Source organism: Gluconobacter sp. P5B12 (genome assembly GCF_018812035.1).
Lineage (GTDB): Bacteria > Pseudomonadota > Alphaproteobacteria > Acetobacterales > Acetobacteraceae > Gluconobacter.
Window position 1 is genome coordinate 413,305 of sequence record NZ_JACRVV010000001.1, and the last position, 24,376, is coordinate 437,680.

General features: G+C 57.1%; 22 protein-coding genes. 11 read left to right on the top strand and 11 right to left on the bottom strand.

Annotated features, from left to right (window positions below):
* Positions 1-27: 27 nt before the first annotated feature.
* From KP702_RS01865 to KP702_RS01900, 8 genes are all read left to right on the top strand, one after another.
* Positions 28-888 (top strand): Cof-type HAD-IIB family hydrolase, encoded by an 861-nt coding sequence (locus KP702_RS01865; RefSeq protein ID WP_252348486.1) that lies wholly within the window; start codon positions 28-30, stop codon positions 886-888.
* Positions 885-1,625 carry a 6-phosphogluconolactonase gene (gene pgl, locus KP702_RS01870; RefSeq protein WP_215768419.1) on the top strand — a complete coding sequence of 247 codons (741 nt, stop codon included), beginning with the start codon at positions 885-887 and terminating at the stop codon, positions 1,623-1,625. The genes KP702_RS01865 and pgl overlap by 4 nt, the downstream gene beginning before the upstream one ends.
* Positions 1,622-2,314 carry a ribose-5-phosphate isomerase RpiA gene (gene rpiA / locus KP702_RS01875; RefSeq protein ID WP_215768420.1) on the top strand — a complete coding sequence of 231 codons (693 nt, stop codon included), beginning with the start codon at positions 1,622-1,624 and terminating at the stop codon, positions 2,312-2,314. Before pgl ends, rpiA begins: the two co-directional genes overlap by 4 nt.
* Complete coding sequence (locus KP702_RS01880) at positions 2,302-2,880, top strand: gluconokinase (RefSeq protein ID WP_046899915.1); 579 nt, start codon at positions 2,302-2,304, stop codon at positions 2,878-2,880. The genes rpiA and KP702_RS01880 overlap by 13 nt, the downstream gene beginning before the upstream one ends.
* Positions 2,864-3,343, top strand: coding sequence for a YaiI/YqxD family protein (locus KP702_RS01885; protein ID WP_046899914.1), 480 nt, complete (start codon positions 2,864-2,866; stop codon positions 3,341-3,343). Before KP702_RS01880 ends, KP702_RS01885 begins: the two co-directional genes overlap by 17 nt.
* A gap of 75 nt (positions 3,344-3,418) precedes the next feature.
* Positions 3,419-4,285, top strand: coding sequence for a LysR family transcriptional regulator (locus KP702_RS01890; protein ID WP_215768421.1), 867 nt, complete (start codon positions 3,419-3,421; stop codon positions 4,283-4,285).
* A 143-nt stretch (positions 4,286-4,428) separates the two neighbouring features.
* Positions 4,429-5,871: an aldehyde dehydrogenase gene (gene aldA, locus KP702_RS01895; protein WP_215768422.1), complete on the top strand. Its 1,443-nt coding sequence runs from the start codon at positions 4,429-4,431 to the stop codon at positions 5,869-5,871.
* Between the two features lie 56 nt (positions 5,872-5,927).
* On the top strand, positions 5,928-6,455 hold the full coding sequence (locus tag KP702_RS01900) for a type 1 glutamine amidotransferase domain-containing protein (RefSeq protein WP_215768423.1): 528 nt from the start codon (positions 5,928-5,930) through the stop codon (positions 6,453-6,455).
* A gap of 9 nt (positions 6,456-6,464) precedes the next feature.
* Here the strand turns inward: KP702_RS01900 and KP702_RS01905 are convergent, their stop codons facing one another.
* The 6 genes from KP702_RS01905 to KP702_RS01930 form a co-directional block, all read right to left on the bottom strand.
* Complete coding sequence (locus KP702_RS01905; RefSeq protein WP_252348487.1) at positions 6,465-6,815, bottom strand: STN domain-containing protein; 351 nt, start codon at positions 6,813-6,815, stop codon at positions 6,465-6,467.
* 177 nt (positions 6,816-6,992) lie between these two features.
* Positions 6,993-8,105 carry a glycerophosphodiester phosphodiesterase gene (locus tag KP702_RS01910; RefSeq protein WP_215768424.1) on the bottom strand — a complete coding sequence of 371 codons (1,113 nt, stop codon included), beginning with the start codon at positions 8,103-8,105 and terminating at the stop codon, positions 6,993-6,995.
* Positions 8,106-8,115: 10 nt separating this feature from the next.
* Complete coding sequence (locus KP702_RS01915; protein WP_215768425.1) at positions 8,116-10,494, bottom strand: TonB-dependent receptor; 2,379 nt, start codon at positions 10,492-10,494, stop codon at positions 8,116-8,118.
* Positions 10,495-10,593: 99 nt separating this feature from the next.
* The gene (locus tag KP702_RS01920) at positions 10,594-12,039 is read right to left on the bottom strand and encodes an ATP-binding protein (RefSeq protein WP_215749017.1); all 1,446 of its coding nucleotides are present in this window, start codon (positions 12,037-12,039) and stop codon (positions 10,594-10,596) included.
* A gap of 4 nt (positions 12,040-12,043) precedes the next feature.
* Positions 12,044-13,267 carry a TIGR03862 family flavoprotein gene (locus KP702_RS01925; protein ID WP_215768426.1) on the bottom strand — a complete coding sequence of 408 codons (1,224 nt, stop codon included), beginning with the start codon at positions 13,265-13,267 and terminating at the stop codon, positions 12,044-12,046.
* Positions 13,268-13,352: 85 nt separating this feature from the next.
* Positions 13,353-15,884 carry a TonB-dependent receptor gene (locus KP702_RS01930; protein ID WP_215768427.1) on the bottom strand — a complete coding sequence of 844 codons (2,532 nt, stop codon included), beginning with the start codon at positions 15,882-15,884 and terminating at the stop codon, positions 13,353-13,355.
* A 207-nt stretch (positions 15,885-16,091) separates the two neighbouring features.
* Between KP702_RS01930 and ade the strand changes: the two genes are divergently transcribed.
* Entirely contained in the window at positions 16,092-17,789 is a 1,698-nt protein-coding gene (gene ade, locus KP702_RS01935; protein WP_215768428.1) for an adenine deaminase, read from the top strand.
* A 64-nt stretch (positions 17,790-17,853) separates the two neighbouring features.
* On the opposite strand, the gene KP702_RS01940 is transcribed toward ade, so the two are convergent.
* Complete coding sequence (locus KP702_RS01940; RefSeq protein ID WP_046899903.1) at positions 17,854-18,054, bottom strand: entericidin A/B family lipoprotein; 201 nt, start codon at positions 18,052-18,054, stop codon at positions 17,854-17,856.
* Positions 18,055-18,313: 259 nt separating this feature from the next.
* Between KP702_RS01940 and KP702_RS01945 the strand changes: the two genes are divergently transcribed.
* Positions 18,314-19,387, top strand: a complete 1,074-nt coding sequence (locus KP702_RS01945) for a glycosyltransferase family 4 protein (protein ID WP_215768429.1) — start codon at positions 18,314-18,316, stop codon at positions 19,385-19,387.
* A gap of 28 nt (positions 19,388-19,415) precedes the next feature.
* Here KP702_RS01945 and KP702_RS01950 read toward each other — a convergent pair whose 3' ends face one another.
* Both KP702_RS01950 and KP702_RS01955 read right to left on the bottom strand, forming a co-directional pair.
* Positions 19,416-20,255 (bottom strand): YgcG family protein, encoded by an 840-nt coding sequence (locus tag KP702_RS01950; protein WP_237389826.1) that lies wholly within the window; start codon positions 20,253-20,255, stop codon positions 19,416-19,418.
* Between the two features lie 23 nt (positions 20,256-20,278).
* Positions 20,279-20,872: a LemA family protein gene (locus tag KP702_RS01955; protein ID WP_046900877.1), complete on the bottom strand. Its 594-nt coding sequence runs from the start codon at positions 20,870-20,872 to the stop codon at positions 20,279-20,281.
* A 292-nt stretch (positions 20,873-21,164) separates the two neighbouring features.
* Here KP702_RS01955 and gltX point away from each other — a divergent pair, with 292 nt between their 5' ends.
* Positions 21,165-22,499: a glutamate--tRNA ligase gene (gene gltX, locus KP702_RS01960; RefSeq protein WP_202206439.1), complete on the top strand. Its 1,335-nt coding sequence runs from the start codon at positions 21,165-21,167 to the stop codon at positions 22,497-22,499.
* Positions 22,500-22,546: 47 nt separating this feature from the next.
* Here gltX and KP702_RS01965 read toward each other — a convergent pair whose 3' ends face one another.
* Both KP702_RS01965 and KP702_RS01970 read right to left on the bottom strand, forming a co-directional pair.
* Positions 22,547-23,416: an aldose 1-epimerase family protein gene (locus KP702_RS01965; RefSeq protein WP_237389827.1), complete on the bottom strand. Its 870-nt coding sequence runs from the start codon at positions 23,414-23,416 to the stop codon at positions 22,547-22,549.
* Complete coding sequence (locus KP702_RS01970) at positions 23,409-24,368, bottom strand: ion channel (protein ID WP_202206783.1); 960 nt, start codon at positions 24,366-24,368, stop codon at positions 23,409-23,411. Before KP702_RS01970 ends, KP702_RS01965 begins: the two co-directional genes overlap by 8 nt.
* Positions 24,369-24,376: the final 8 nt, after the last annotated feature.

Sequence of the window (24,376 nt, forward strand, 5' to 3'; positions counted from 1 at the left end):
CAATATGGCCGACCGACAGGGGCTTGTATGTCCATTGACCTAGATACCATTCACGCGGAACTTCCAGCGCTTCCGGAGACGATCCGGATGGTTGTATCCGACATGGATGGAACGCTCCTGACACCGGAAAAGACAATCGCTCCCTCTACGATGGCGATGGCAAAGGAGCTTCAGAAGCGCGGTATTCCGCTCTGTCTGGCAAGCGCGCGGCCTCCGGCTGCGATGACAAAATACATCTCACAACTCGGCTTGAGCGGTCAGAACGCGGGGTTTAACGGCGGTATCATCTTTTCACCAGATGGAACACCGACAGTAAGCCGTGTCCTGTCGCGTGATGTGCTCTCCGTGGTGCATGACATGCTACATGTCCATGGGATCGAGACTTGGCTGCTGCGTCAGTCCTACTGGATGGTGCGCGACGCCGCGACGCCGTTTGTTGAGCATGAGCGCCGCATCACCGGGCTGACACCTCACACAGTGCCGGATCTGCGTCAGGAATTTGACGGGATCGGTAAGGTCATGGGTGTGAGCAACAACTACGACCTGCTTCAGCGTGTGGAGACGGAACTGGCTGTTATGCTTCGTGGTGAAGCCAGTGTGCGCCGTTCTTCCGAGATGCTGCTCGATATTACTCCGGCGCTCGCCAACAAGGGCGAAGCTGTGCGTGAGCTGGCCCTCGCTCACGGTGTGGCGCCGCATGAAGTGGCCTGTCTGGGGGATGCCCACAACGACCTGCCGATGTTTGCCGTCGCGGGGTTGGGCATTGCCATGGGACAGGCTGAAGACGACGTGAAAGCCGCTGCTCAGGTTCTCACTGACACCAATGAGCGTGATGGTTGGGCCAAAGCCGTCGAGCGCTACATTCTGCCAAGGGTCAAAAACACATGACGACCGATATCCGTACCGCCACATTGGAAACACTGCCGAGTGCTGAAGCAGTAGCCCTGCGAATGGCGGATCTTCTGGTAGATGGTGTTTTGGCCAAGACGGACGGCAAGTTCCGTGTGGCTCTGTCTGGCGGTTCGACGCCAAAGCGATTGTTCGAACTGTTGGCTGAGCCAGAGCTGGCCAAGCGTATCCCGTGGGATCGTATTGAGATTTTCTACGGGGATGAGCGCCATGTTCCCGAAGGTCATGCGGATAGCAACCATACAGTTGGTCAATCTGTTCTGATTAGTCGCGTTCCGCTTCCTGCCGAGAACGTTCACCCGATCCCGACGGGTGGGACGGTCGAGGCGGATGCGCGCGCCTATCAGAAAACTCTTGAGACTGCATACGGCGCGACCGAGCTGGACCCGGCTCGCCCGCTGTTTGATCTCGTGATGCTTGGTCTGGGAACGGATGGACATACGGCCTCCCTGTTTCCAGGCGAGCCTGTGCTTCAGGAAAAGACGGCATGGGTGGGAACGGCAGCGCCGAAGACCGCACCCTACGAGCGCATTACGCTGACGTATCCTGCCATCCATTCCAGCGCGCTGGTCGTCTTTCTGGTGACCGGGGCATCCAAGGTGGAAATGCTCCAGCGTCTTCGTGAGGGCGATAAAACTCTGCCGTCTGCAAACGTGACCAGTGAAGGCCGGATCGTCATTCTGGCAGATCGTGCCGCAACGGGAGACGCCGCATGAGCTCGGATATGGAGGCGCACAAGCGCACTGCCGCGCGTCGCGCTGCCGATATGGTCAAGAGTGGCATGGTGGTTGGACTCGGCACGGGAAGCACCGCCACCTACATGATCGAGCGGCTCGGTGAACGCGTGGTAGAAGGCCTTCACATTGTCGGGATTCCGACATCTGAAGACAGTGCCCGCAAGGCTAAAAAAGCGGGTATTCCGCTGACGGATTTTTCCGCTCATCGTCAGCTCGATATTGCCATTGATGGCGCGGATGAGGTTCAGCGGGGGCCGTTGCACCTCATCAAGGGCCTTGGCGGGGCGCTTCTGCGTGAAAAGATCGTGGCTCAGGCTTCGAAGATATTTGTGGTGATTGTGGATGGCAGCAAGCCAGTTGATCACCTTGGGGAGCGTGCTCCTGTTCCCGTGGAAGTGATTCCTTTTGGTTGGGAATGCACGGCAGAACGGTTGTCAGCCTGCGGTGCCAAGGGCGTTAAGCCCCGGACCGACCGTGATGGGAACCTGTTCGTCAGTGACAATGGCAACATGATCCTGGACTGCACGTTCGGCCCGATCGAGGACCCGGAAGATCTGGCGCGCCAAATAGACGCGATCGTGGGCGTGGTGGAACACGGCATGTTCCTGAACATGGCGTCTGAAGTTCTGGTTGCGACAGAACAGGGAGTGGAGCGATGGGAACCATAGAGACTGCGCACGTCAGTAAGGCCATAGGTGTCCGGCCGCGTTTTCTGGTCGTGATGGGTGTTTCCGGGACAGGCAAGACAACGATCGCCACCGGCCTTGCCACCCGCCTGGGGTGGCATTTTCAGGAAGGGGATGCGCTCCATCCCCAAAGTAACGTTGACAAGATGAGCTCGGGTCAGCCGCTGACGGACGAAGACCGCAAGCCCTGGCTGGAACTCTGCCATGACTGGCTGAGCAGGGAAGTAAAAGCGGGTCACGGTGCTGTCCTCACCTGCTCCGCCTTGAAGCGTATTTATCGCGAACAACTGCGCCGCGATCTCCCCGTTGAATTTATTCATATTCGTGTTGCTCGTGACACTCTGGCTGACCGTATGACCCATCGAAAAGGTCATTTCATGCCGCCAAGTCTGCTGCCGAGCCAGCTTTCCACATTTGAAGAGCCGGGTGACGACGAGCCGGTCATTCATGTCTGTGGTGAAGATCACCCCGATGTTGTGCTGGAGAAGCTGATCCAGCAGTTTCGTGATGAAGAAAACCAGAAGGAACTCCATGCGGCTGTTGGTTGATGCAGATGCCTGCCCTGTAAAGGATGAGATTTACCGTGTGGCAGGCCGTTACGGCCTCCAGACGCTGGTTGTTGCCAATCGCTGGATCAATATCCCCCAGTCGCCACTGATTGAGCGTGTGGTCGTGCCGGAAGGGCCAGACGTTGCGGATGACTGGATTGCAGAGCAGGCTGTCACAGCAGACATCGTGGTCACGAACGACGTGCCATTGGCCGTGCGGTGTCTGGAAAAGGGGGCGGCCGTTCTGCGTCCCAACGGTGAAGAAATCGATGATCGGTCCGTAGGAATGGTCTCGGCCATGCGGGATCTGATGCATGACCTGCGCGAAACCGGCGTGGTGAATACGTACAATCCATCCTTTGGAAAAGCGGATCGAAGCCGGTTTCTTTCCGCTCTCGATACGCTCATCGTGCGACTCCGCAGGAAAGCTGCCCTTTCCAGAGTGATCCCCAGTTCTTCATAAAACATCCACAGGGACGTCCCCGGAGATGTTCCATGAATCTGGGGATAAGAGTCCGCTGCTGAGGAAAAATCGCCCATGAATCCGTTGCGTCTTGCACAGCTGGAAATGTTCTGTGCTGTCGTCGAGACAGGAACGGTGGTGGCAGCGTCACGGAAACTGAACTGTGTGGCGTCCAACGTGACGGCGCGCTTGCGGGAACTGGAGCAGCTTCTGGGGCAGGAGTTGTTTACGCGGGAAAAGAACCGTCTCTTTCTGACGCCGGAAGGACGATTGTTTCACCAACAGGCCAAACGCGTCGTGGAAGAGGCACGACACCTCACAGATCTCTTTTCTGAAGGCGTGCCTCGGGGGATACTGACTGTCGGGGCCTTGGACGTCGCACTGAAGGAATATTTACCCAGTCGAGTGCCGCAGTTTCTGGCAGCGGCACCGGGTGTGGAAATCAGGATCCTGATCCGGCCGACAGATACGCTTGAGCGCATGCTGGTTGATGGCGAGATTGATCTTGCTCTGACGGATGGGCCAATCGAGCATCCTATGATGGGCAGTGCATTTGCCTTTCGCGAGCGTCTGGCACTTATTCTGCCCGAAGGACAGAAGACACTTCAGTCAGGTCAGGCAGTCTTTCTGTTCAATACAGACTGTTTGTATCGCCGGTATTTTGAGGCTTGGCTGGAGCAGAAGGGCTTTGGCGGCGGCCTTATCCATACCGTTGAGTCTTATGACGTCATTATGGCCTGCGTAGAGGCGGGACTGGGCATTTCGTGTATTCCGCAGAGTGTTCTTTCAACTCTGGGGGTTGTTCGTAAGACAAGCATTGCTGTGCAGTACCCCACAGATCTTCAGGGCAGTGATATCTATTCGGTCTGGCGGGAGCCGCGAGTGAGCGTGTTGGCCCGGCTGTTCATGGATAGTTTGGGTTCAATCTCTAAAGACTCATAAATAGTGAACGAAACACTGATTTATCATCACTTTTAATAAATCATATCTCTTGCCAGTGTCGGGTCATCGATTGAACCGGCAGCGGTCTCATGCGTCTGGAATAAAGCGGCGCAGGATGCGCTTCCTGCAAAACAGGAGCACTCATGGCTCAGAAATACGATCTCTTCATTAACGGTGAATGGGTTTCCCCGCAGACGGGAGAATGGATTCCTGTCGAAAATCCCGCCACGAAAGAAACGGTCGGCCAGGCGGCTCGGGGTGGTGAGGCCGATCTGGATAAGGCGGTAGCAGCAGCCAAGGCGGCCTTTCCCGCCTGGAGCCGAAAGACAGCGACGGAGCGCGCGGATTATGTCCATGCGCTGAAAGATCTGGTGAAGCGGGACAAGAAGGTTCTGGCCCAGATCATTACGTCCGAAATGGGTAAGCCCCTGAAGGAAGCCGAAGTCGAAGTTGATTTCGCAATCGGGCTGCTGCGGTTTTCGGCTGAGAACACGCTGCGTCTTCAGGGGGAAATCATTCCCGGGAGTACCCCGGATGAGAAAATTCTGATCGATCGTGTGCCTCTTGGCGTGATTGGAGCCATTACGGCCTGGAATTTTCCCCTGGCTCTTTGCGCTCGCAAGATTGGGCCGGCCATTGCGGCGGGCAATACGATCGTTGTGAAGCCTCACGAACTGACGCCGCTTGCGTCGCTTCATCTGGCAAAGCTGGTTGAGGAAGCGGGCATTCCCAAAGGTGTCGTTAATATCGTCACGGGTGATGGGCCGGAAGTCGGAGTTCCGCTGGTCGCGCATCCGGATGTGAAGCTCATCACCATGACCGGCTCAACGCCTGCCGGGAAAAAGATCATGGCGGCCGCAGCGGAGACGCTGAAGGAAGTTCGCCTGGAACTTGGTGGCAAGGCGCCTTTCCTGGTGATGGAAGATGCTGATCTGGAGAAGGCTGCGGAAGCGGCCGTGCAGTCCCGCTTCATGAACACGGGGCAGGTCTGCACGTGCAATGAACGCACTTACATCCATGAAGCGGTTTACGACGACTTCGTACAGAAGGTTCGTCAGAAGATCGACGCTCTGAAGGTTGGTCTGCCGACTGACCCTTCAACGGATATGGGCCCCAAGGTGAGCGAAGACGAACTCAACAAGGTTCACGAGATTGTCGAAAAGGCTGTTCGCCAAGGCGCAACGCTGGAAACGGGTGGGAAACGCTTAACGGGCGGTGTCTATGATAAGGGCTATTTTTACGCCCCTACACTGCTGACGGACGTCTCACAGGATATGGACATTGTTCATAACGAGGTGTTTGGCCCTGTCATGTCGCTTATAAAGGTGGCGGATTTCGATCAGGCGCTCGCCTGGGCCAATGACTGCCGGTATGGGCTATCAGCCTATCTCTTTACGAAGGATCTCGGTCGTATCCTGCGTATGACCCGCGAACTGGAGTTCGGGGAGGTCTACGTGAACCGTCCGGGCGGTGAAGCGCCGCAAGGCTTCCATCATGGTTACAAGGAAAGTGGCCTTGGTGGAGAAGACGGTCAGCATGGTTTGGAAGCCTATGTGCAGACCAAGACGATTTATCTCAACGCCTGATGCTCAGAAGGGCAGTCCGCAATCGGGCTGCCCTTTTTTATGAAAGGACCAGAAACATGGTTAAAGTTGCTGCACTGGCCACTGATGGCCTGGAAGAAATCGAACTGACATCTCCACAAGAGGCGCTGGAGAAAGCGGGCGCGACTGTTACTGTAATCTCGTTGAAAGCTGGCGAGTTTCAGGCGGTCAACAAGGACATTTATCCGTCTCGCAAAATTAAAGCAGAGCTGGGTATTGCGGATGCGAAAGCTTCCGATTTTGATGCTCTTTTGCTGCCGGGAGGGCTTGCCTCTCCTGATAGCCTCCGCATGAACCGAGATGTCGTGGCGTTCGTGAAGGAGTTTGTGAAGGCCAACAAGCCGATCGCTGCGATCTGTCACGGAGCGCAGGTCCTGATCGAAGTCAACGAACTGCGAGGCCGCACCATCACATCGTGGCCTGCGATCAAGACCGATCTTGAGAATGCCGGCGCAAGTTGGGTGGACGTGGACGTTGTGACAGATGGTCCTTACGTTTTCTCACGATGCCCCGACGATCTCCCTGCCTTCAACAAGGCGATTATTAAGCATTTCAAGCTGGGATGATTGATAGCGTCACCAAGGTTGAACGAAAGAGTCATGGATCGGGTGGTCGTCCGCTCCACGCATCAATGTGATCCGCCAATGATCCTTGACGAAACGGTATCTGAGCCGGCTCCCTTTCAGGGACTTCGTCAAGGCTTGCCGTGCTGTCAGCTTGCCCGAAAGCGCGGGTGCTTTCAGATCCTGGAGGAGTGACGGGTCAACCTCCATGAAGCAACCGGTTTTATGCGCAAGATCCTGAAGCCGCTCGTCCATTCTCTGGATGGGTAAAGCGATAGGGAGCGCATCGTTGGTACAGGCCGCAGAAGCCATCACTGGATATGCAAAGACCAGAACAAGGAGGGGAAGGGAGCGAATGGACATGTCGTCTCCTGTCTTCATCATGTTGATCTGTCTGAAACGCCTTTGAGCCGTTCTGGTCGCAGAAAAGAGACAGGGCAGGACCATTCGGGGCTTGGCTCATGAAAAAACGGTGCTTTGCGCTCGAGAAATCATCTGGAGGCAAAGCACCGTTTTGACAGACTGGTCAGGGCTGGAACCTTAGAAGGTCGTATCGACAAGTTGCCGACCAAGCGCAGGGTCATCCGTAAAGAAGCCGTCGATCCCCATATCCAGATAGCGGCGAACCTCTGCGATCATGCCTTCTGGGTTGCGGGCTGCGGGGCCTGCGTCATTTCGAAGCTGGGCGGGAAGAAAGTAGTTTTCCGGGCGCGCTGTATAGGAATGAACGAGAAGGCCTGCGCGGTGAGCGTCATCCACGAGCGAGCTGGGCTCAAGCCATGCGCCCTTTGAATCGCGCGGAATGAGATCCGCGTTGGAAGGACCGATGACGTCTGCGTAACGGCGGACGTCTTTGAGTCCATCCGGCGTCATCAGATCGCCGAAAGTGGTTGTTTTTCCTGCTGCGGCAAGATCGGGTGGGGTTTGTTTGCGTTCGCCCATCAGAAGCATCAACCGTGTCTGTGGGTTGATGGCTAGTGCCTGCTCCCGGATGCGGGCGAGGTTGGACGTCTCGAAAGACTGGATTTCGAGCGGGGCCTGATGCGTATATTCGTGAGCCGCGATGGTCTTGAGGAAGATCGCTTCCGGATCATGACCAAGACTGTGAAAATGCGTGGAATGCTTGAGTTCCGGGATCAGACCAAAAGTCTTGCCAGTGGCTGCAGCCTGAGCAGCGACAACTTCGATGACCTCCTCAAATGTTGGGATTTCGAAGCGGTCGTTGTAGCGGGTGTTGTGGACGCGCAGGGTGGCCAAGCGCTCACGCGCACGGAGTGTCTTGAGTTCCGCGAGGGTGAAATCGGTCGTGAACCAGCCGGTCTGCTTCTGGCCGTCAATGGTGACGGTCTTCTTGCGGTCGGCAAATTCCGGATGATCTGAAACATCCGTTGTATCAGCGATGTTGCTTTCATGACGGACGACCAGATGGCCGTCTTTTGTCATGACCAGATCGGGCTCGATGAAATCAGCACCGTCCAGCATGGCTTTGGCATAGGCGGCGAGTGTGTGTTCAGGACGGAGAGCCGACGCGCCACGGTGAGCAAACACCAGTGGCTTTGGAGCCAGGGAAGGAGCCGCCTGTGCGGAGCGGCTCAGGTGAAGAGCAGGGAGGGCGGCGGAAAGCAGGCCCAAAGTGCGGCGGCGCGTCAGCATGGATCAGTCCTTACAGCGTGGCGTTCAGTGTCAGGAAGAAGCTGCGCGGGGCAACCGGGAAGGCACTGAACTGACCAGACGTTTGGGTCGCGTTGATGGTGGACCAGGCGCGGGTGTTGGTCAGGTTCGTGATGTTACCCTGAACACGCAGGGCTGCAATGTGCGGAATGCCATGGAATGTGTAGCCCGCGTTCATGTCGAACTGCGCGAACGGGGCCGCGTACATGTCGTTGGTGTAGGTTGCATAACGCTTGCCGGTCACAACACCGATGAACTGGCCATAAGCATTGCCCCAGTTGGTGCTGAAGACGAACTTCTCAGACCAGGCAGGCATTCCCACAACGTTCTTTCCGGCAGTCCGCACGGTTGTCGTGCCGGTGCTGTAGTTATCGTTGTAGGTGGATTTGTTATAGGACAGGCCGTTGTAGAGCGAGAAATGCTCGCCGAAATGGGATGTGAACGAGAAGTCCATACCATCGGTCGTCACAGAACCGACGTTTGCCAGCGTGGTTGCGGAGCCGATGATGGACGACAGCGTCTGTGTGGTGGCAACAGCCAGCAGGCGGTTCGAGAAGTGAACGTGGTAGTAGGAGAGCTGGCCTTCGATGGATGTGAGCGGGCCGAGGTGGATCTGGCGGTGCTCACGCAGACCGGTTTCATACGTCCATGATGTTTCCGGCTTTCCGTTCTTCTTGAAGTCTTCGAACGCAGCCTGGCTGGTTGCGCCCCAAGGTGTGGCGTTGCCGTAGCCTGCGTCCTGGAAGGAGCGCATGTTTTCCTGAATGGTGGCGAACCACTGTTCATTGGGCGTGATGTTCCAGACGGCACCGAAGGATGGCAGGAACGGACGTTCCGCAGCAATGGTGCCACCCGGAGCCGTGACAGCGTAGGACGGAGAGAGCGAGCCCGCCTTTGCAGCAACAGGCAGCGTGCCGTTCGTGTAAACCAACTCAGACTTGAAGCCGGCTGCCAGCGAGAAGTTTTTGGAAATCTGCCAGTTGTCCTGCAGATGGGTCACGAACGTGTTGGTGTAGAAGTTGTTCGTATACTGGTCGATCAGCGCGTTCTGCTGGCGTTCGTATGGTGTGGTCGGGTTGTTGGCATCGAGTGGATACCAGCGACGAGCTTGTGTATTGTTGTTGCGCTCATACCAGCCACCGACTTCGATCGAATGCTTGCCGAGGTGATACCGCAACGTGGAGATCAGGCCGCCGCGGTTGTCCCAGTATTCGGTTGTACGGGTCGCATAGCCGGAGCCACCGAAAACGGTGTTAAGGTCTTGGCCCGGAAAATACGCTGCGAACAATGTCGGCAGGCCCGCGGCAGAAATGGGGCCGGCGACGACACCTTCCCCCAGATCGTGATGATAATAAATCGAGTTATCCCAGTGCAGGTTCGCATTGAAATCATGCGTCCACTTTGCATAGGCCAGGAAATCTTCCCGCTGGGCGGCAGAATAATAGTTGCGGTAATTCAGGCCCGCATTCCTGTACTCGGCTGAGTTGATATAGGATTTCGCGTAATTGAAGTTGGGATACGTGAAGGGACGGACATATGTGCCGTAGCCCTGCGGCAGGGTTACGCTGTCTTCGTTCGGTTCAACCTTTTGGGACCAGTCAAAGAAGACCGAGAAGCGGTCATGGGCGCTGTGGTGAACGAACTTGGCATTGACCTGATAGCCGCCCTGATGGCCAGCGAAGTCCCATGCGCGTGCATCCTGACGGGCGAATGAGACATAGGCCGAGTTGCCATTTCCGAATTCACCCGTGTCGAGACGCGCGAAGGTGCGGAATGTGGACCAACTCCCGAAGACCTGCTCGATCTGGGCGCCGCGCTTGCGCAGTGGATCCTGCGTCGTAAATTCGAGTGTACCGCCGAGGTTGGACGTGGAGGCCGTGCCCAGACCGCCTGCGCCGGTGGCAATGGAGGCAGATCCGATGTTTTCGCTGATGGATGCGCGCTGAGGGGAGAGGCCGTTGTAGTTACCGTAGGCCTGATCGCCGAGGGGAATTCCATCAAGCGTATAACCGAGCTGCTCCTTGGCAAAACCATGCACATACAGTGATGAGTTCTGCTCGTTGTTGCCCCAGGGGTCAGCATTGTTGAACACGACGCCCGGCAGGATCTGCAGCGCCTTGATGGGGTTGATGCCCGGCATGATGCGCTGGATCTGAACGCGGCCCAGTGTCTGCTCGGAGCGGGTGCGCTTTGCGGTGATGACCAGTTGTTCCGATCCGCCGGAAACGGCTGCAGCCTTGTGCGCTGCGGTGTGTTTCTTGCTGCTTGTCGACGCGGTGGCCGCTTTGGCTGAAGGCAGTGCCATGATCACTGCCAGCGGAGAACAGAAAAGAAAGAGCAGCGCGCGGTTGCGCTGGGATTTGGATGACATGGATAGCTTTCCCGTAACGAAGCGGAATCGGAACGGGCGGAAACTAGTCTCAATATCGTGAGGGGTGTGTGAACCTAGTGTGAAGCTGGGGTGACAGATTTATGACGCCGTTTGCCAGCCTAAGCCGACGATCGCAACGCGGCGGCCGAATGGTGTTTCCTGCAACACTATGACTTCTCTTTCTTCGAGATATGTCAGTTGGCGGCGGGCGCGTCCCAGGGAATGGGTGCCATAGGCGCGGGCCAGAGCACTGTCATCCGGGCAGGTTTCCGAATCGAGCGCCGTACGGGCCAGCAACAGGAAAACGCCCTGAACGTCTTCCGGCAGGGATACTGCAACAGCTTCGGCTTTCTGCCACTCCTCGCTCTCCGCACGCTCCCGGTCCAGGCCCGCGCGGATCGTAGCGAGGATGCGCTGGAAGCGGCCCAGATCAAGGATGTTCCGTGACAGACCCTGAATACGGGCTCGAAGCTGGAAGTCCTGATAAAGGGTGGCAAGCGGCTTGTAATCGGCGCCATCTTCAGAGGCGACACCAGCAACCATGTCCCAGATCTGGGCTGGATCAATTTCAGTAATGTCGGCCGTTGCTGCAGGTTCTTCGGCGGCTTCCCGCGTTGCGCCATAGGCATCAAGCTGCGCGAGAAGATCCGGCGGCGGCGGACGTGTCTCACGACGGGGGCGGGGTGAGAATTCGTGAACTGGCTCGAGAATGATGTCTCGCAGGTCCTCGGCATCGATGGGCTGTAAAGGAACGAGCACCGGCCCCGTGTTGTGGCTGGCCGTTTCAACGGGGCCGATTGTCAGCAGCTTCGGACGACGGGAGAGAGCTGGGCCGAGCGCCATGAACTGCCCGCGGGCAAGATCACGGAAAGATTCTGCGGCCCGGCGTTCCATGCCCAGAAGATCGGCGGCGCGGGCCATGTCGATGTCGAGGAAGGTCCGGCCCATCAGGAAGTTCGAGGCTTCTGCCGCGACGTTCTTGGCCAGTTTGGCCAGACGCTGTGTTGCGATGACACCGGCCAGACCACGTTTACGCCCACGGCACATGAGGTTCGTCATGGCCCCGAGTGAGAGGCGGCGGGCTTCATCGGATGTGTCACCGCCCGCAACCGGTGCGAAGAGCTGGGCTTCGTCCACCACAACCAGAGCCGGATACCAGTTGGCGCGTGGTGCTTCGAACATACCGTTCAGGAATGCACCGGCTGCACGCAACTGCATTTCGGCGTCCACCTGTTCAAGGTTCAGCACAACAGATGCACGATGCGCCCTGACACGTTCACCGGCCGCGCGCAAACTGGCTTCGGACTGGTCTTCCACGTCAATCACCAGATGGCCATAGCGGTCTGCGAGGGTGACGAAGTCGCCTTCCGGGTCGATCATGACCTGCTGAACGAGGGTTGCGGTCTGTTCCAGCAGTCGGCGCAGAAGGTGGGATTTGCCTGAGCCGGAGTTACCCTGAACCAGCAGGCGCGTGGCCAGCAGTTCCGGCAAATCAATGCAGGTGTCTGAGCCGTCGCGGCCCTGTCCGAGAACGATGGATGTCATGGCGTCAGCGGATACCTGAAACTGACGATTCTAGCCACCCAAGGACGCCCTTTGCGGCAGCAAGACCGGTGGAAAAACATCCCTGCAGAAGATAACCCCCGGTTGGGGCTTCCCAATCCAGCATCTCGCCAGTTGCAAACACCCCAGGATGAGCCTTCACCATGAATTTTTCGTCCAATGCGTCCTGACGTAATCCCCCTGCTGTCGAAATGGCGCGGTCGAGGGTGTCTGTCCCGGTCAGGACGATGGGGAGGGCTTTAATGGCCCGGGCCAGCTGGAGGGGGGTCGCTTGTTTTGGCGTTGCCTGTCGCAGCAGTTCTCGGGAGGCACCATCGAGAGACAGAGCTTTGCGGAGGCGGTTAGACTGGCTCTCTCTCGGTCGCTGGTTCTGAAGGCGTTTGAGAATGGCGTCTTCAGAAAGGGTGGGGCGCAGATCCAGTGACAGGGTGACGGTGCCCGTAGAGGTGATGGCATCACGGAGAGAGGCCGAGAGGGCATAAAGAGCAGAGCCTTCCAGTCCGCGCGGCGTAATGGTGACGTCCCCACGGGTTTCCGTCCCCTGAAACGACAGTCCGACGGAATGGAGTATCTGTCCGTCATAGCGTTGCAGGACGTCATCGGGCCAGTTGGGGATAAAGCCGCAGTTGGACGGTTTGAAAGGGGACGTTTCCGCAGGGAACAGACTGGCCCAGTGCCCGTCTGACCCGAGGCGGGACCAGCTTGCCCCGCCTGTGGCCATGAGTGTGGCATCCGCAGAAAACGTGATGGGGCCTTCAGGGGCCTCAAAGCCAAGGAGCGGACCATCCCATCCAGTGAAGCGATGGCGTGTCCTGATCTGAACGCCTTGCTCTGCAAGTCGGCCTAGCCATGCGCGAAGCAGAGGAGAGGCTTTCATACTTTTGGGGAAAACCCGCCCGGAACTTCCACTAAAGCACTCCTGTCCAAGGTTTTCCGCCCAATGACGCAGGGCGTCTGGCGGGAAGTTCAGCAAGGCTGGGGTCAGCCAGTCTTGGGCCGTTCCATAGCGTGTTATGAAAAGGTCGAGTGGCTCAGAGTGGGTCAGGTTGAGGCCACTTCGGCCTGCCATGAGCAGTTTCCGTCCCACGCTGGGCATCTGCTCAAAGACTTCGACATGACATCCGTGGGCGGAAAGATACTCAGCGGCGAACAGTCCGGCGGGACCTGCGCCAATGATGGCAACGACTGGCGGCGTGGGGAAAGGGCTCATGGCTGTCTGATTGCCATGAGCCGGGGCGTTTGTCAGGTTCTACGTGCGTCTGAGGCCGGGGTTATCAGCCTCAGAATGCACTGTTTTAGAAACCAGCGCTGATGGAGCCGGTTGCTGCGAAGGGTGCTGCAATGGCGTAGGTTGGGGCGGTCCCCTTCACCGTGTTGCCGAAGATACCCTTCATTGCTGTTGCGTTCGTCTGCACGCCTAGTGGGAAGCCCAGATAGTGCTTGTTGGCAATGTTGGAGATGTTGAGCTTGATGTTCGGACTCTGCAGGAAGCCGACATTGTGGAAGCGATATCCAACCGTCAGATTCATGCGGACATAGGACGGAACAGCCTCGTCGTTCATGAATGTGGAATACTGCTTGGCAACGTATTTCACGTTGTAAGCACCGAACAGGCTGCCGTCATCGTAATCCAGGTTGAAGCCGACCTGATACTTGGGTGTTTCAGGCGCGAACTTCCCCTTGGTTGGGAGATAATCGACAGAGCTGCTGCTGCCACCCTTCAGGTTGCTGGTCGTGCGCGCATCGACATATTCGAACGAAACATAAGGACGCAGGTGGTAGAAGATCGGACGTGTGCCGATTTCTGCATCCACACCATTTGAAGTCTGTCCACCAGCATTGATGTTGTTGCTGAAATAGTTGGAGCAGGCATCATCCATGCACTGGCTCTGGGAGAAGAAGCGGTTTGTGAAGTCGTAGTGGAAGTAGGTGATCGAGGCCATGACGGTCGATCCGGTGTAGCGCCAGCCTGCTTCTTCCGAAATCGAGATTTCCGGGTTCAGGTTGGTGATGCCATGTGTCGCGTAGCCGCTGCCTTTGTAATAGGCGCCTGCGTCGAACAGGGAGAAGTTCGTAGGCATCCGGAAGTTGGTCGCGCCTGAGATGAAGATCTGGTTCTCAGGGTTGATCTGATACCGGATCGACGCCGTTGGCAGTGGCTCGTAATAGGTTTTCTTGATGTAAGGGCCCGTGGATGTGTTGGGCAGCATGTTGTGTGCGTCACGGGTGACGATGGCGTATTTCAGGCCGCCTTCGATTGTGAGTTTGTTGTTCAGCAGGGACAGGCTGTCACCGATGAACATCGTGTGCACGCGGGTCTGTGTGAGGTTTGAGCGATACTGATACGTTGCGCCATTATCAAAGACGTAATTCGCAGCCTGTCCCCAGACGCTCCACGGCGTACCGTCGGCACCAATGCCTGTGGCAGGGCCGCTCTGGATCTGCTTGGAATATTCGAACCAGTAACCAACCATCAGACGGTTCACGCCTGTCGTCAGCGTCAGCTTGGTGACAGCGCCAGGACGATACGTCGTTGTGATGGACGGTTCATAGAGCAGCGTACCCTTGGCAACGGTTTTGCCTTCAAGGCTCCCGCCCATGGACGTGGCACCATAGCTGGTGGGGACGGCATATGCGCCACCGCCGCTACCGCTGCCGTACCAGAAGTAAGGCGTTTCCGTTAGCGTCAGGTGATCCGTCAGCTTGAAGGTGGATGGCGCGCTGACATAGATGTTGGTGAACGGGTTCTGGTGGAACTTGTAGTAGTCCGCGTCACTCTTCGTGCTCTTGCCCGTCGGGTCCTTGTACACGCCGTTATAGACGGTGTTGGAGATCGTTGCGCCGGACGTGTTCTTGAATGTCGTGCCGTTCGGTCGGGTACAGGTCGCACCAGCCGAGCAGGACGATACGTACTTGTCCTTCACGCCCAGTCCGTATTCGTCCCACGATGCCATGTTCACGGAGCGGTTCAGGTAGTTGTAGAGGCGGTTGCCCACGATCGCGAGAGAGACGCGGTTTCCGTCGCCCCAGTCGTTCACGATTTTGCCTTCCGCGTGCAGCTTGCGGTTCGTCGCTTCACTGTGAATAGCGTCTTCGGTTGCATAGGAACCGGAGAAATATGCACGCAGGTTCGTGTGGCCAATCTTGCCTGTGTCGAGGCGCAGGAAGCCGCGGGTGTAGTCATAAGAGCCGTAAGAGACGTCGAACGCTCCGCCTGCCTTCATCTTAGGGTCAATCATGTACATGTCGACCACGCCGCCTGCGGCGCTGAGATGGGGGCTGTCCAGATCGGCAGAACCCTGCGCCAGATTCACCTTTTGAAGGTTTTCGGAATCCACGATTTCCTGGGAGTACGTCTGAAAGGAGCCAACGTCGTTGATCGGGAAGCCTTCAAGCGTAAAGCCCATCTGCGTCTGGTCGAGGCCACGGGAGCTCATGTGGCTTCCGGTCAGTCCGGCAGGATCTGAAGAAGAGACGTTGGCGCCGGGCAGCAGCGCAATGAGCTGCATCGGATCCTGACCTGGTGCCTGCTTTTCGATGAAGTCGCGGGAGATACTTGAGACGGACTTCGCCGCGTCCTGCTTCTGCATCAGACCGCCACCGACGTCACGGCGTGTTACACCATCAAAGTACTTGCGACGCCCGCTAACGGAGACGTGCTCTTCATGCACTTCATCTGTCGGTGCCGTATTGCCCATCATGGATGGAGCCGCAGCCTGATGACGGGCTGGCTTATGATCCGGGCTGGAGGAAGATGGTGCCGCCAGTGCAGGAGCGGCCCCCAGGGCCATGAGGGCGGACGTTGATAGAAGGCGTGCAAGGCGCATCAGAAAGATGGTCTTTCTTGGATAGTGAAATAAGCGAGGAGGGAAAAACCACGCTTTGTCACACTCTTCAACAGTTTGGGATGTGAAACATTAAGACATAAATAATCGTGATATTTCCGCAACAAAAAGTGGCGTGAAAGCTTCTTTTGAGTGCGGGGGCCTCTGCGCGCTATAAGTGGTCATTGCTGACATTCGGAGGTTTCAGGCATGCAGAACGCAATCCAGCGCCGGGTGGCTCAGGGGCAGGGGCGGGAACCAGCGGATCTGGTAGTTCGCAACGTCCGTCTTCTGGACCTCGTCACCGGCGAAATGGTCCCGACGGATATTGCGATCTGCGGGGACCGGATCGTGGGGACTTACGGCACCTACGAAGGCAAGCAGGAGATTGATGGACGTGGGCGGATTGCTGTCCCCGGTTTCATCGACACGCACCTTCACGTTGAGTCCTCTTTGGTCACGCCTTTTGAGTTCGATCGCTGCGTGCTGCCGCATGGCGTGACGACCGCCATCTGTGATCCCCATGAGATGGCCAATGTCCTTGGGCGATCAGCCTTCGACTATTTCCTGGCGGCCGCTGAGCGGACGGTCATGGATCTGCGGGTCAATCTGTCGAGCTGCGTTCCTGCAACACCTATGGAAACATCCGGGGCCACACTGGATGCAGTTGATCTTGTGGCCTACCGGGACCATCCCAAGGTGATCGGGCTGGCAGAATTCATGAATATCCCGGGTGTTCTGAACGGCGATCCGGGGTGTCTGGACAAGCTGGCTGCCTTTGCCGACGGACATATTGATGGTCATGCGCCGCTGATGCGCGGCAAGGCGCTGAATGGGTATCTGGCGGCTGGAATTTCGACGGACCATGAAGCAACCGCCGCGGAAGAAGCGCTGGAAAAAGTCCGCAAGGGCATGACCGTGCTGATCCGGGAAGGCTCCGTCTGCAAGGATTTGGAAGCTCTGGTTCCGCTGTTGAATGTTGCAACGTCGCCCTTCTTTGCCTTTTGCACAGACGACCGTAATCCGCTTGAAATTGCTCATGAAGGACATCTGGACTTCCTGATCCGCCGTGCGATCGAACTGGGGGTTGAGCCGCTGGCAGCGTATCGTGCAGCCTCACTTTCGGCTGCCAATGCCTTTGGTCTGCGGGACCGCGGGCAGATTGCTCCCGGCAAGCGTGCGGATGTTGTGCTTCTGGATAATCTAGAGGCCTGTCTGGTGTCGGACGTCATTTCTGCCGGGCGTCTGGTCACAGAGGCCCTGTTTGCTGAAAGGGAGATTATTCCCCCCGTAGGGCTAGGCAGCGTGAAGCTCCCGGCTGCGGTTAGCGCGTCAGATATGGAGATCCAAGGCAGCGGAACAGATCGCCCGGTGATGGGGCTCATTCCGGGGCAGATCATTACAGAATACCTGCGGCTCACATTGCCGGAAAAGAACGGGCAGGTTGTGCCAGATATTCCGAATGATGTGGCCAAGGTCTGTGTCGTGGCGCGACATGGCCATAACGACAATATCGGCAGGGGTTTTGTGAAAGGGTTCGGCCTGAAGCACGGAGCGCTGGCGTCTTCAGTCGGGCATGACAGCCATAATATCTGCGTTGTGGGTACCAACGATGCGGATATGGCGACTGCTGTGAACCGACTGGAAGCGACGGGCGGTGGGTTTGTGGCCGTTCAGGACGGCAAGGTGCTGGCAGAATTGAAGCTACCTGTGGCTGGTCTGATGAGTGATGCCCCGTTCGAGCAGGTTCGTGACGAACTGATCGTGTTGCGGAAGGCCGCGAAGGACATGGGTGTTTCTCTGGAAGAGCCGTTTCTGCAACTGGCTTTCCTGCCTCTTCCTGTTATCCCGCATCTCAAGATCACAGATCTTGGAATGATTGATGTTCGGACAATGGAACTGGTCTGAAACGAAAAAGACCCGCTCCTGTGAGGGAGCGGGTCTTTCTTATCGAGCCTGAAGAAAAGGCTGATCAGTGGGTGGAAGCACCCGTCGCATTGGCAATGCCCTGCTGTGCGCTGGTTGCAGCGTGGGACGTTGCATGACCCACGGCACTGACATCCTGGCCTGCGCCACGCGTCGTGTTGCAGGCGGACAGGGACACTGCCGTCCCTGTGAGCAGGGCAGAGACCAGCATCAGGCGAGCGAATGTGGATTTACGGGTCTTGGTCATGCGGGCATGTCCTTCTGTTCTTGTGTGTCAGTTCAGGGCTAAAAGCCTGTCATGTCAAAAAGTTGCGTTTTTAAGTGCTGACCTGCGCGGGCAGGAACGGAAAAAGGCCTGAGAAGTGTTAGAGAAATTCCGTTGGGCCAAAGCGATCTCCAGAGTGTTTCGCCGTAGCTTGGGGCATTCGTCAGAAAGATCAGTCCTGATTGTGGACTGCAATTTTCCAAGGCCTCTCCATGATTCTGGCTCGATGGATCTGGATGCGATGATCCACTCTCTGCTTCGGCTGGGATGCAGGGTCAGCTTTCTGGCGCTGGGAGAATATTTTCTGTCTTCAGAGCAGCGGGATGCAAGTGCTGCTGCGGTCTATCGATCCCTGGGGGTTAGGTGCCTGACACCTGGACATGACGCAGTGTCCCCCGGGTGGGACGGAATTGACGACGCCCTGCGGCAGATCGGACCGGATATTGATACCTGCATCCCATGTCGGGTTTGCTGTGGAGGCGCGGCATATGATCGGCTCCGCGCCGCGTTCCCCGCTGCCCGCATGATTTTCTACACGTGTGATCTGCATTTCTTGCGGGAGGAGCGGGCAGCCTGCCTGTCAGGCGATGCTGCTGCGCTCAAAGCTGCTGGAGTCACGCGGGATAATGAACTCGGGGTTATCCGCCGGGCTGATGGGACACTTGTGGTGTCCAGCTATGAGAAGGATCTTTTGAGGCAGGAACTTCCAGAGGCGCATGTGGTGCATCTGGCCTTTCCCAGACCATCCGCCGAAGGAGTACGCTGGGAGGACCGCAAGAATATCGGCTTTATCGGCAATTTTGGTCATCGGCCGAATGAAGATGCGGTGTGCTATTTCTTGGATCACGTCTGGCCGGATCTGTCTGCCAAAGTACCTGAGTGCAAGTTCCTGATTGTGGGAGCAGGTTCACCGGATTGGCTGATAGAACGGGCGCAAGACGATGCACGTCTGGTTGTGCTTGGGCATGTGCCGGATCTGACAGACGTGTTGAAAACACTTAGGGTGACGGTAGCCCCGCTTCGGTATGGAGCAGGGACGAAAGGAAAAGTGCTGACCAGCCTGTCTCATGGCGTGCCGTGTGTCATGACATCCGTTGCGGCTGAAGGTTTTGACTTTGGGTCGCAGTTGAGAGAGCTGGCTGTTGCGGATCTTCCGCAGGATATGGCGAATGCCATTGTGGCGCTTTACACACAGGCCTCTCGATGGGAGACGGTCGTTGGTCACGGGCGTGATCTGATATTGCAGAATCATACACCCGAGAAGCTTGATGCGGCGTTGGCTCAGTTACTGCGTCTTGATGCTGCTGGCCGCTGACCGAAGGATAAACTTACAAAGGCGTCCGTTACCAGGAGTCCTTCGCGCCGCCTCCGCCAGAATCGCCTCCGCCGGATTTGTAGGAGTTTCTCTTCTTGTCGCCGCCGGACGAGTTGGCGTTATTACGTGAGGCGGCTGATAGAATATTGATCAGCAGGCTCAGGATCACGTCCCAGGGAATGCTGATCAGAAACCTGTCAAAAATTGAAAGAGGCAGGCCCTGAGCTTCGCGGCGTTGAGCGCGGACGGTAAAGCCCGAGCCAAGGGCAAACAGCACCATTCCTCCGACACCGAGTGCGAGATCAAATCCGTTGATGTTGAAGTCCGTATCGGATGTGGCCTGCTCCTCGTGAACCTGCGTCTCGCTTTTGCGCAAGATGTCGGCGATGGAATCCAGCATCCCGTTCAGCGCGGCGCCATAGTGGCCGGCTTTCAGGTCCGGTTGGGCAGCATGAAGGATATTGAATGTCTGAAGGTCCGTTAGGTCGCCTTCAAATCCGTATCCGACTTCGATGCGGGCCTGATTATCCGGAATATCCAGAACGATCAGGAGACCATTGTCCTGACCTTTTTGACCAATGCCGGAGGCATGGAACGTTTCATTCGCATACTGGTCGATATCGTCCACATGGCCCGGAAGAACGATCAGAATGTGCGGGTGACTTGGAAGCGTTTTCCGAAGATCCGTCAGTTTCTGGACGAGCTGATCCTGTTCCTGCTCGGACAGGCTCTGATGCGGATCTGTGACGAGTTCGGTCAAGGGTGTGGTCGCGCCTGCCGCCCCCGTCAGGGACAGGCACAGCAGGGCAGTCACGGCAAGGACCAGATGCAGGGTGCGCGTTAGAAGCAGGCGGGAAACAGTCGGCACGTTCATCCGGTCCTTCGGTCAGATCAATGCTTGGAGAAGTCTACGACTGGCGGCGTCTGTGCGGCTGGGGAAGCCTCGTAGTAGACGCGCTGATGGTAGCCCATGATCCCGGCGGCGAGGTTGCCCGGGAAGTGCATGACCGTCTGGTTGTAAGCCAAAATGGCCTGCTGCAGACGCTGGCGCGCCACAGTGATGCGGTTCTGCGTGCCTTCAAGCTGAACCATCAGGCTTGTGAAGTTCTGATTGGCCTGTAGCTGCGGGGACTGCTCAGCCACAACGTTGATGGCCTTGATTTCCTGTGCGTTACGGGTCTGTGCATCCAGGATCTTCTTCTGAAGGTCTTCATCGCTGACCGAGCGGGGATCAATGCGGTTCAGGGGCGTTTCACCCGAACGTGCCGCAGCGTAATCCGTCAGGGTGTCATGCTCGTGGGTGGCATAGCCTTTGACTGTGTTGACCAGATTGGGAATCAGGTCGGTCTGGCGCTGCACTTCGTTCTGAAGCTGACCCATCTGTTCCTTGACGTTCTGGTCCGCTCCCATGAAACGGTTATAGCTTGATCCCAGCAGGGCAATAATGCCGATTACCAGAATGGCAGGAATGAGAAGTTTTCTCATCAGGGGTCCTCTTAAATCAAAAAACGGATCATCACTCCGATCGCAGAAAAAATCGTCAGTCGTGAGTGTCTGTTCTTCGCCTTTATACAACAGGATGGACTGAAGGAAAAAACGTTTCTTTTTAGTCCATGTTTGTGGGGCAAGTATTCCGGTTTCCCGTTATGTTATATCGGTAGAATGGCCATGTTTTATTTGCCCGCTGGAGCGTCGAGAAACTGGAGAGTGTCGGGTGTTCTGAACACGATGCTTCATGCATCTGGCATGACGCGCAATCATGCGGCATTAAGGCGGCATGAAACTGCGCTTTGCCCCATCGCCAACCGGCTATCTCCATGTTGGTAACGCCCGTCAGGCCGTCGCCAACTTCCTGTTCGCCCGCCGCCATGGCGGCAAGTTCCTCCTGCGTATCGACGATACGGACGTCGGGCGCAGCAAGCCTGAATATGAGGACGCGATCCGTAAGGATCTGGCGTGGCTCGGTCTGGACTGGGACGAAGAGGCCCGTCAGTCCTCGCGGATGGAGCGTTATGCGGCGGCCATCGACAAGCTGAAAGCCTCTGGTCGGCTCTATCCGTGTTTTGAGACCGAATACGAACTGAACGCCAAGCGCGAGATGCGCATCCGGGCTGGCAAGGCACCGATCTATGATCGCGCCATGCTGAAGCTGACGCCGGACCAGCGGGCTCGTGCGGAAGCCAATGGCAAGACGCCGCACTGGCGCTTCAAGCTGACGGATGGCAGCCGCAAGTGGCAGGATCTCGTCATGGACGATTGCTCCGTCAAGCTGACGGCAATCTCCGATCCGGTTCTGATCCGCGCGGATGGTACGATCCTCTACACGCTGGCGTCAGTTGTTGATGATCTGGAAATGGGCATCACGCATATCGTCCGCGGTGAAGATCACGTCACAAATACTGGCGTTCAGATAGACATCGCCGAAGCTCTGGGTGCAAAGCCGGATCGCTTTACGTTCGCGCATCTGCCGCTGCTGCTGGATTCTGATGGCGGAAAGCTGTCCAAGCGTTTCGATGCGCTGGGCCTGAAGTCGCTTCGTCAGGATGGGATCGAGCCGATGTCCATCGTGTCTTATCTGGCACGGGTTGGGACGTCCGATGATCCGGAAGTCATGACGATGGGAGAGGCGATTGCGGCATACGAGATCTCCCACGTCTCCAAGTCTGCGGCGCGGTTCGATATGCGCCAGCTTCTGGCTTTGAACCGCAAGGCTCTGCACAATCTGCCGTTCTCGGTGGCGAAGGAACATCTTCCGGCCGAGGCGACGGAAGAATTCTGGAATGCAGTGCGTGGCAATGTCGATCTGACGGCAGAAATCCCGCATTGGTGGGATGTGACGCAGGGCACGATTGTTCCGCCGTCACAGCCGGAAGACCGTGAATTTCTTCAGCAGGCGCTTGAAACCCTTCCTGCCGAGCCATGGGGCGAAACCACATGGCAGGACTGGACCACGGCTTTGAAGGAAAAGTCAGGTCGTAAGGGGAAGGCCCTGTTCATGCCGCTCCGTCTGGCGCTGACGGGTGAGGATAACGGGCCGGAACTGCATGTGCTGCTGGGCCTGATGGGCCATGCGCGGACGGTGTCCCGCCTTCAGGACGCAATCGGCGCCTGAATTATGATTGGGAATGCCGGTAATCCGGGCATTCCCAATTTGGAGCGTCAGACGGGTTCGACGCTCCAGAAAGCTTCCCAGCTTTCGCCGGGCTGCAAATGCAGCAGGCCTGGTTTCTCCGAAAAATCGCCAGAGAAGCCAACGGGTGTGGCATAGCCATACCAAGGTTCGATGCACAGGAAACCCGCGCCTGGCTTGGTCCAGATCCCGAGATCTCTGAAGCCGTTCCAGCGGATGCGCAGGCCGTTTCCGTCCGGGTCTGTAAAATCGACTGCCTTGCTGTGTACATCCAGCATGATGATGGCATCAGCTTCAAACAGGCTGTCTTCCAGCGGAAGAACGCGATCTTTAATCGGGGAGGGGGCACCATCTGGCAGTAGCCCGTCTGGGCTGATGCGCCGGATCTGATCGGTTTCAACCCTCTCAAATGTCAGGCGATGACCTGCGCGCTCCGCTTCTGGCTTGAGAGGCCACATAAATGCGGGATGTGCGCCCAGAGAGGCATGAAGCGGGGCATCTTCGGACGGGTTGGTTAGAACATAACCGACATGCAGGCCGGTTTCTTCCATCCGGTAGATGAGATGCAGGCGGAAGGCAGCGGGAAAGAGTGCGCGGGTCTCGGGCGTGTCTTCCAGTTCCAGAACGCAGCCGGTTTCTGTCCGCTCAACCCAGTGGAAGGTCATGTCACGTGCGAAGCCATGTTGCTTTAGCGTGACTGGTTTGCCGTTGAGTGTCATGTTTTCCGGCGGTTTCCCGACGATGGGAAACAGAATGGGCGAGTGACGCTTCCAGGCGGGGCCAGCGGTCCAGAGAAGGTCCTGTCCTGAAGCCGTCCGTAAAGAGGTTAGCTCTGCGCCGTGAGCGGAAACCGTTGCCGTCAGGCCGTTTTTGCCGAAGCTGTGTTGAGTATCAGACATGGTGGGGGTGCCTTTCATGCGCTGTGGACGGATCAATTGGCTCGTGGTCGCCATGTTCAGTTGTATGGAACTGGGTGAAGTCGACCTCGACCCTGCCATCCGGGCGGTGATGGATCATGTCCGAGAAACGGTAGCCGTGTTTCACATGGCCGATCTCGTAGGCATGTCGTGCGAAGAGTGTCTGGGAGGAGATTTCGTCTGTCCCATCCATCGTGATGATGATTTCCGCATTCTGGTCAATCAGCGTGTCTGCTGACAGGCCATAAAGCGGGCTGGTCTCATCAATCATGTGTGTGGCGTTCAGGCTGATCCGAAAAATCGGCATATGTGACTGGATCAGAGCCAATCGGTCAAAGCGGCGGACAAGCCGACTATGATCGTCTGGCATCAGGCGCGTCAGGGTCATCTCGATGTTGGCCGACAGGATCAGCGTGCGCCGGCGGTTGGCGATGCGAATGGTTAATGTCGGGATCAGGTCATCATAGGACACGACGGCGACATGGCTGAACAGGATGCGGGCCCTGGGACGGGAGAAGCGTGCGAAGACAAGTCCGGTTGCCAGCGCATTGAGCATCATCCCTGCGAGAACTTCAAAGGAAACAATGGTGTTGGTTAAGCGTCCTACGGGAGCCATCGTCCCGTATCCGACTGTTGAGATTGTCTGGACGCTGAAGAACACGTCATCGAGAAAATCCCCGTGTGGAACACCACTGACGCTGCCGGGGATCATGTAATAGAGCGCTGCAAAGGCAACGTTGATCACCAGATATAAAAGGAGGGACGCCCAGAAGAATGTCCCCCATGTCATGGTCATCAGGTGATGGTAGAGGTCTCCGAAGGAGCCATCTTTCAGACCGGTACGGATAATGTCGCCCCGGCCGTTTTCTTCCAGGACGTGAGCGCGGATGCGGTTGGCCGTTTCCGCCACCAGCGCCTCAGGCCGTGGATGCATCCGGTGCC

Bases quoted from the DNA above. Each gene is read 5' to 3' on its own strand.
- KP702_RS01965 (WP_237389827.1), bottom strand. From the start codon at position 23,416: ATGTCTGATACTCAACACAGCTTCGGCAAAAACGGCCTGACGGCAACG.
- pgl (WP_215768419.1), top strand. From the start codon at position 885: ATGACGACCGATATCCGTACCGCCACATTGGAAACACTGCCGAGTGCT.
- KP702_RS01915 (WP_215768425.1), bottom strand. From the start codon at position 10,494: ATGTCATCCAAATCCCAGCGCAACCGCGCGCTGCTCTTTCTTTTCTGT.
- KP702_RS01945 (WP_215768429.1), top strand. From the start codon at position 18,314: ATGATCCACTCTCTGCTTCGGCTGGGATGCAGGGTCAGCTTTCTGGCG.
- KP702_RS01905 (WP_252348487.1), bottom strand. From the start codon at position 6,815: ATGTCCATTCGCTCCCTTCCCCTCCTTGTTCTGGTCTTTGCATATCCA.
- KP702_RS01900 (WP_215768423.1), top strand. From the start codon at position 5,928: ATGGTTAAAGTTGCTGCACTGGCCACTGATGGCCTGGAAGAAATCGAA.
- aldA (WP_215768422.1), top strand. From the start codon at position 4,429: ATGGCTCAGAAATACGATCTCTTCATTAACGGTGAATGGGTTTCCCCG.
- KP702_RS01955 (WP_046900877.1), bottom strand. From the start codon at position 20,872: ATGAGAAAACTTCTCATTCCTGCCATTCTGGTAATCGGCATTATTGCC.
- gltX (WP_202206439.1), top strand. From the start codon at position 21,165: ATGAAACTGCGCTTTGCCCCATCGCCAACCGGCTATCTCCATGTTGGT.
- KP702_RS01940 (WP_046899903.1), bottom strand. From the start codon at position 18,054: ATGACCAAGACCCGTAAATCCACATTCGCTCGCCTGATGCTGGTCTCT.
- KP702_RS01970 (WP_202206783.1), bottom strand. From the start codon at position 24,368: ATGCATCCACGGCCTGAGGCGCTGGTGGCGGAAACGGCCAACCGCATC.
- KP702_RS01920 (WP_215749017.1), bottom strand. From the start codon at position 12,039: ATGACATCCATCGTTCTCGGACAGGGCCGCGACGGCTCAGACACCTGC.
- ade (WP_215768428.1), top strand. From the start codon at position 16,092: ATGCAGAACGCAATCCAGCGCCGGGTGGCTCAGGGGCAGGGGCGGGAA.
- KP702_RS01930 (WP_215768427.1), bottom strand. From the start codon at position 15,884: ATGCGCCTTGCACGCCTTCTATCAACGTCCGCCCTCATGGCCCTGGGG.
- KP702_RS01910 (WP_215768424.1), bottom strand. From the start codon at position 8,105: ATGCTGACGCGCCGCCGCACTTTGGGCCTGCTTTCCGCCGCCCTCCCT.
- rpiA (WP_215768420.1), top strand. From the start codon at position 1,622: ATGAGCTCGGATATGGAGGCGCACAAGCGCACTGCCGCGCGTCGCGCT.
- KP702_RS01885 (WP_046899914.1), top strand. From the start codon at position 2,864: ATGCGGCTGTTGGTTGATGCAGATGCCTGCCCTGTAAAGGATGAGATT.
- KP702_RS01890 (WP_215768421.1), top strand. From the start codon at position 3,419: ATGAATCCGTTGCGTCTTGCACAGCTGGAAATGTTCTGTGCTGTCGTC.
- KP702_RS01865 (WP_252348486.1), top strand. From the start codon at position 28: ATGTCCATTGACCTAGATACCATTCACGCGGAACTTCCAGCGCTTCCG.
- KP702_RS01925 (WP_215768426.1), bottom strand. From the start codon at position 13,267: ATGAGCCCTTTCCCCACGCCGCCAGTCGTTGCCATCATTGGCGCAGGT.
- KP702_RS01880 (WP_046899915.1), top strand. From the start codon at position 2,302: ATGGGAACCATAGAGACTGCGCACGTCAGTAAGGCCATAGGTGTCCGG.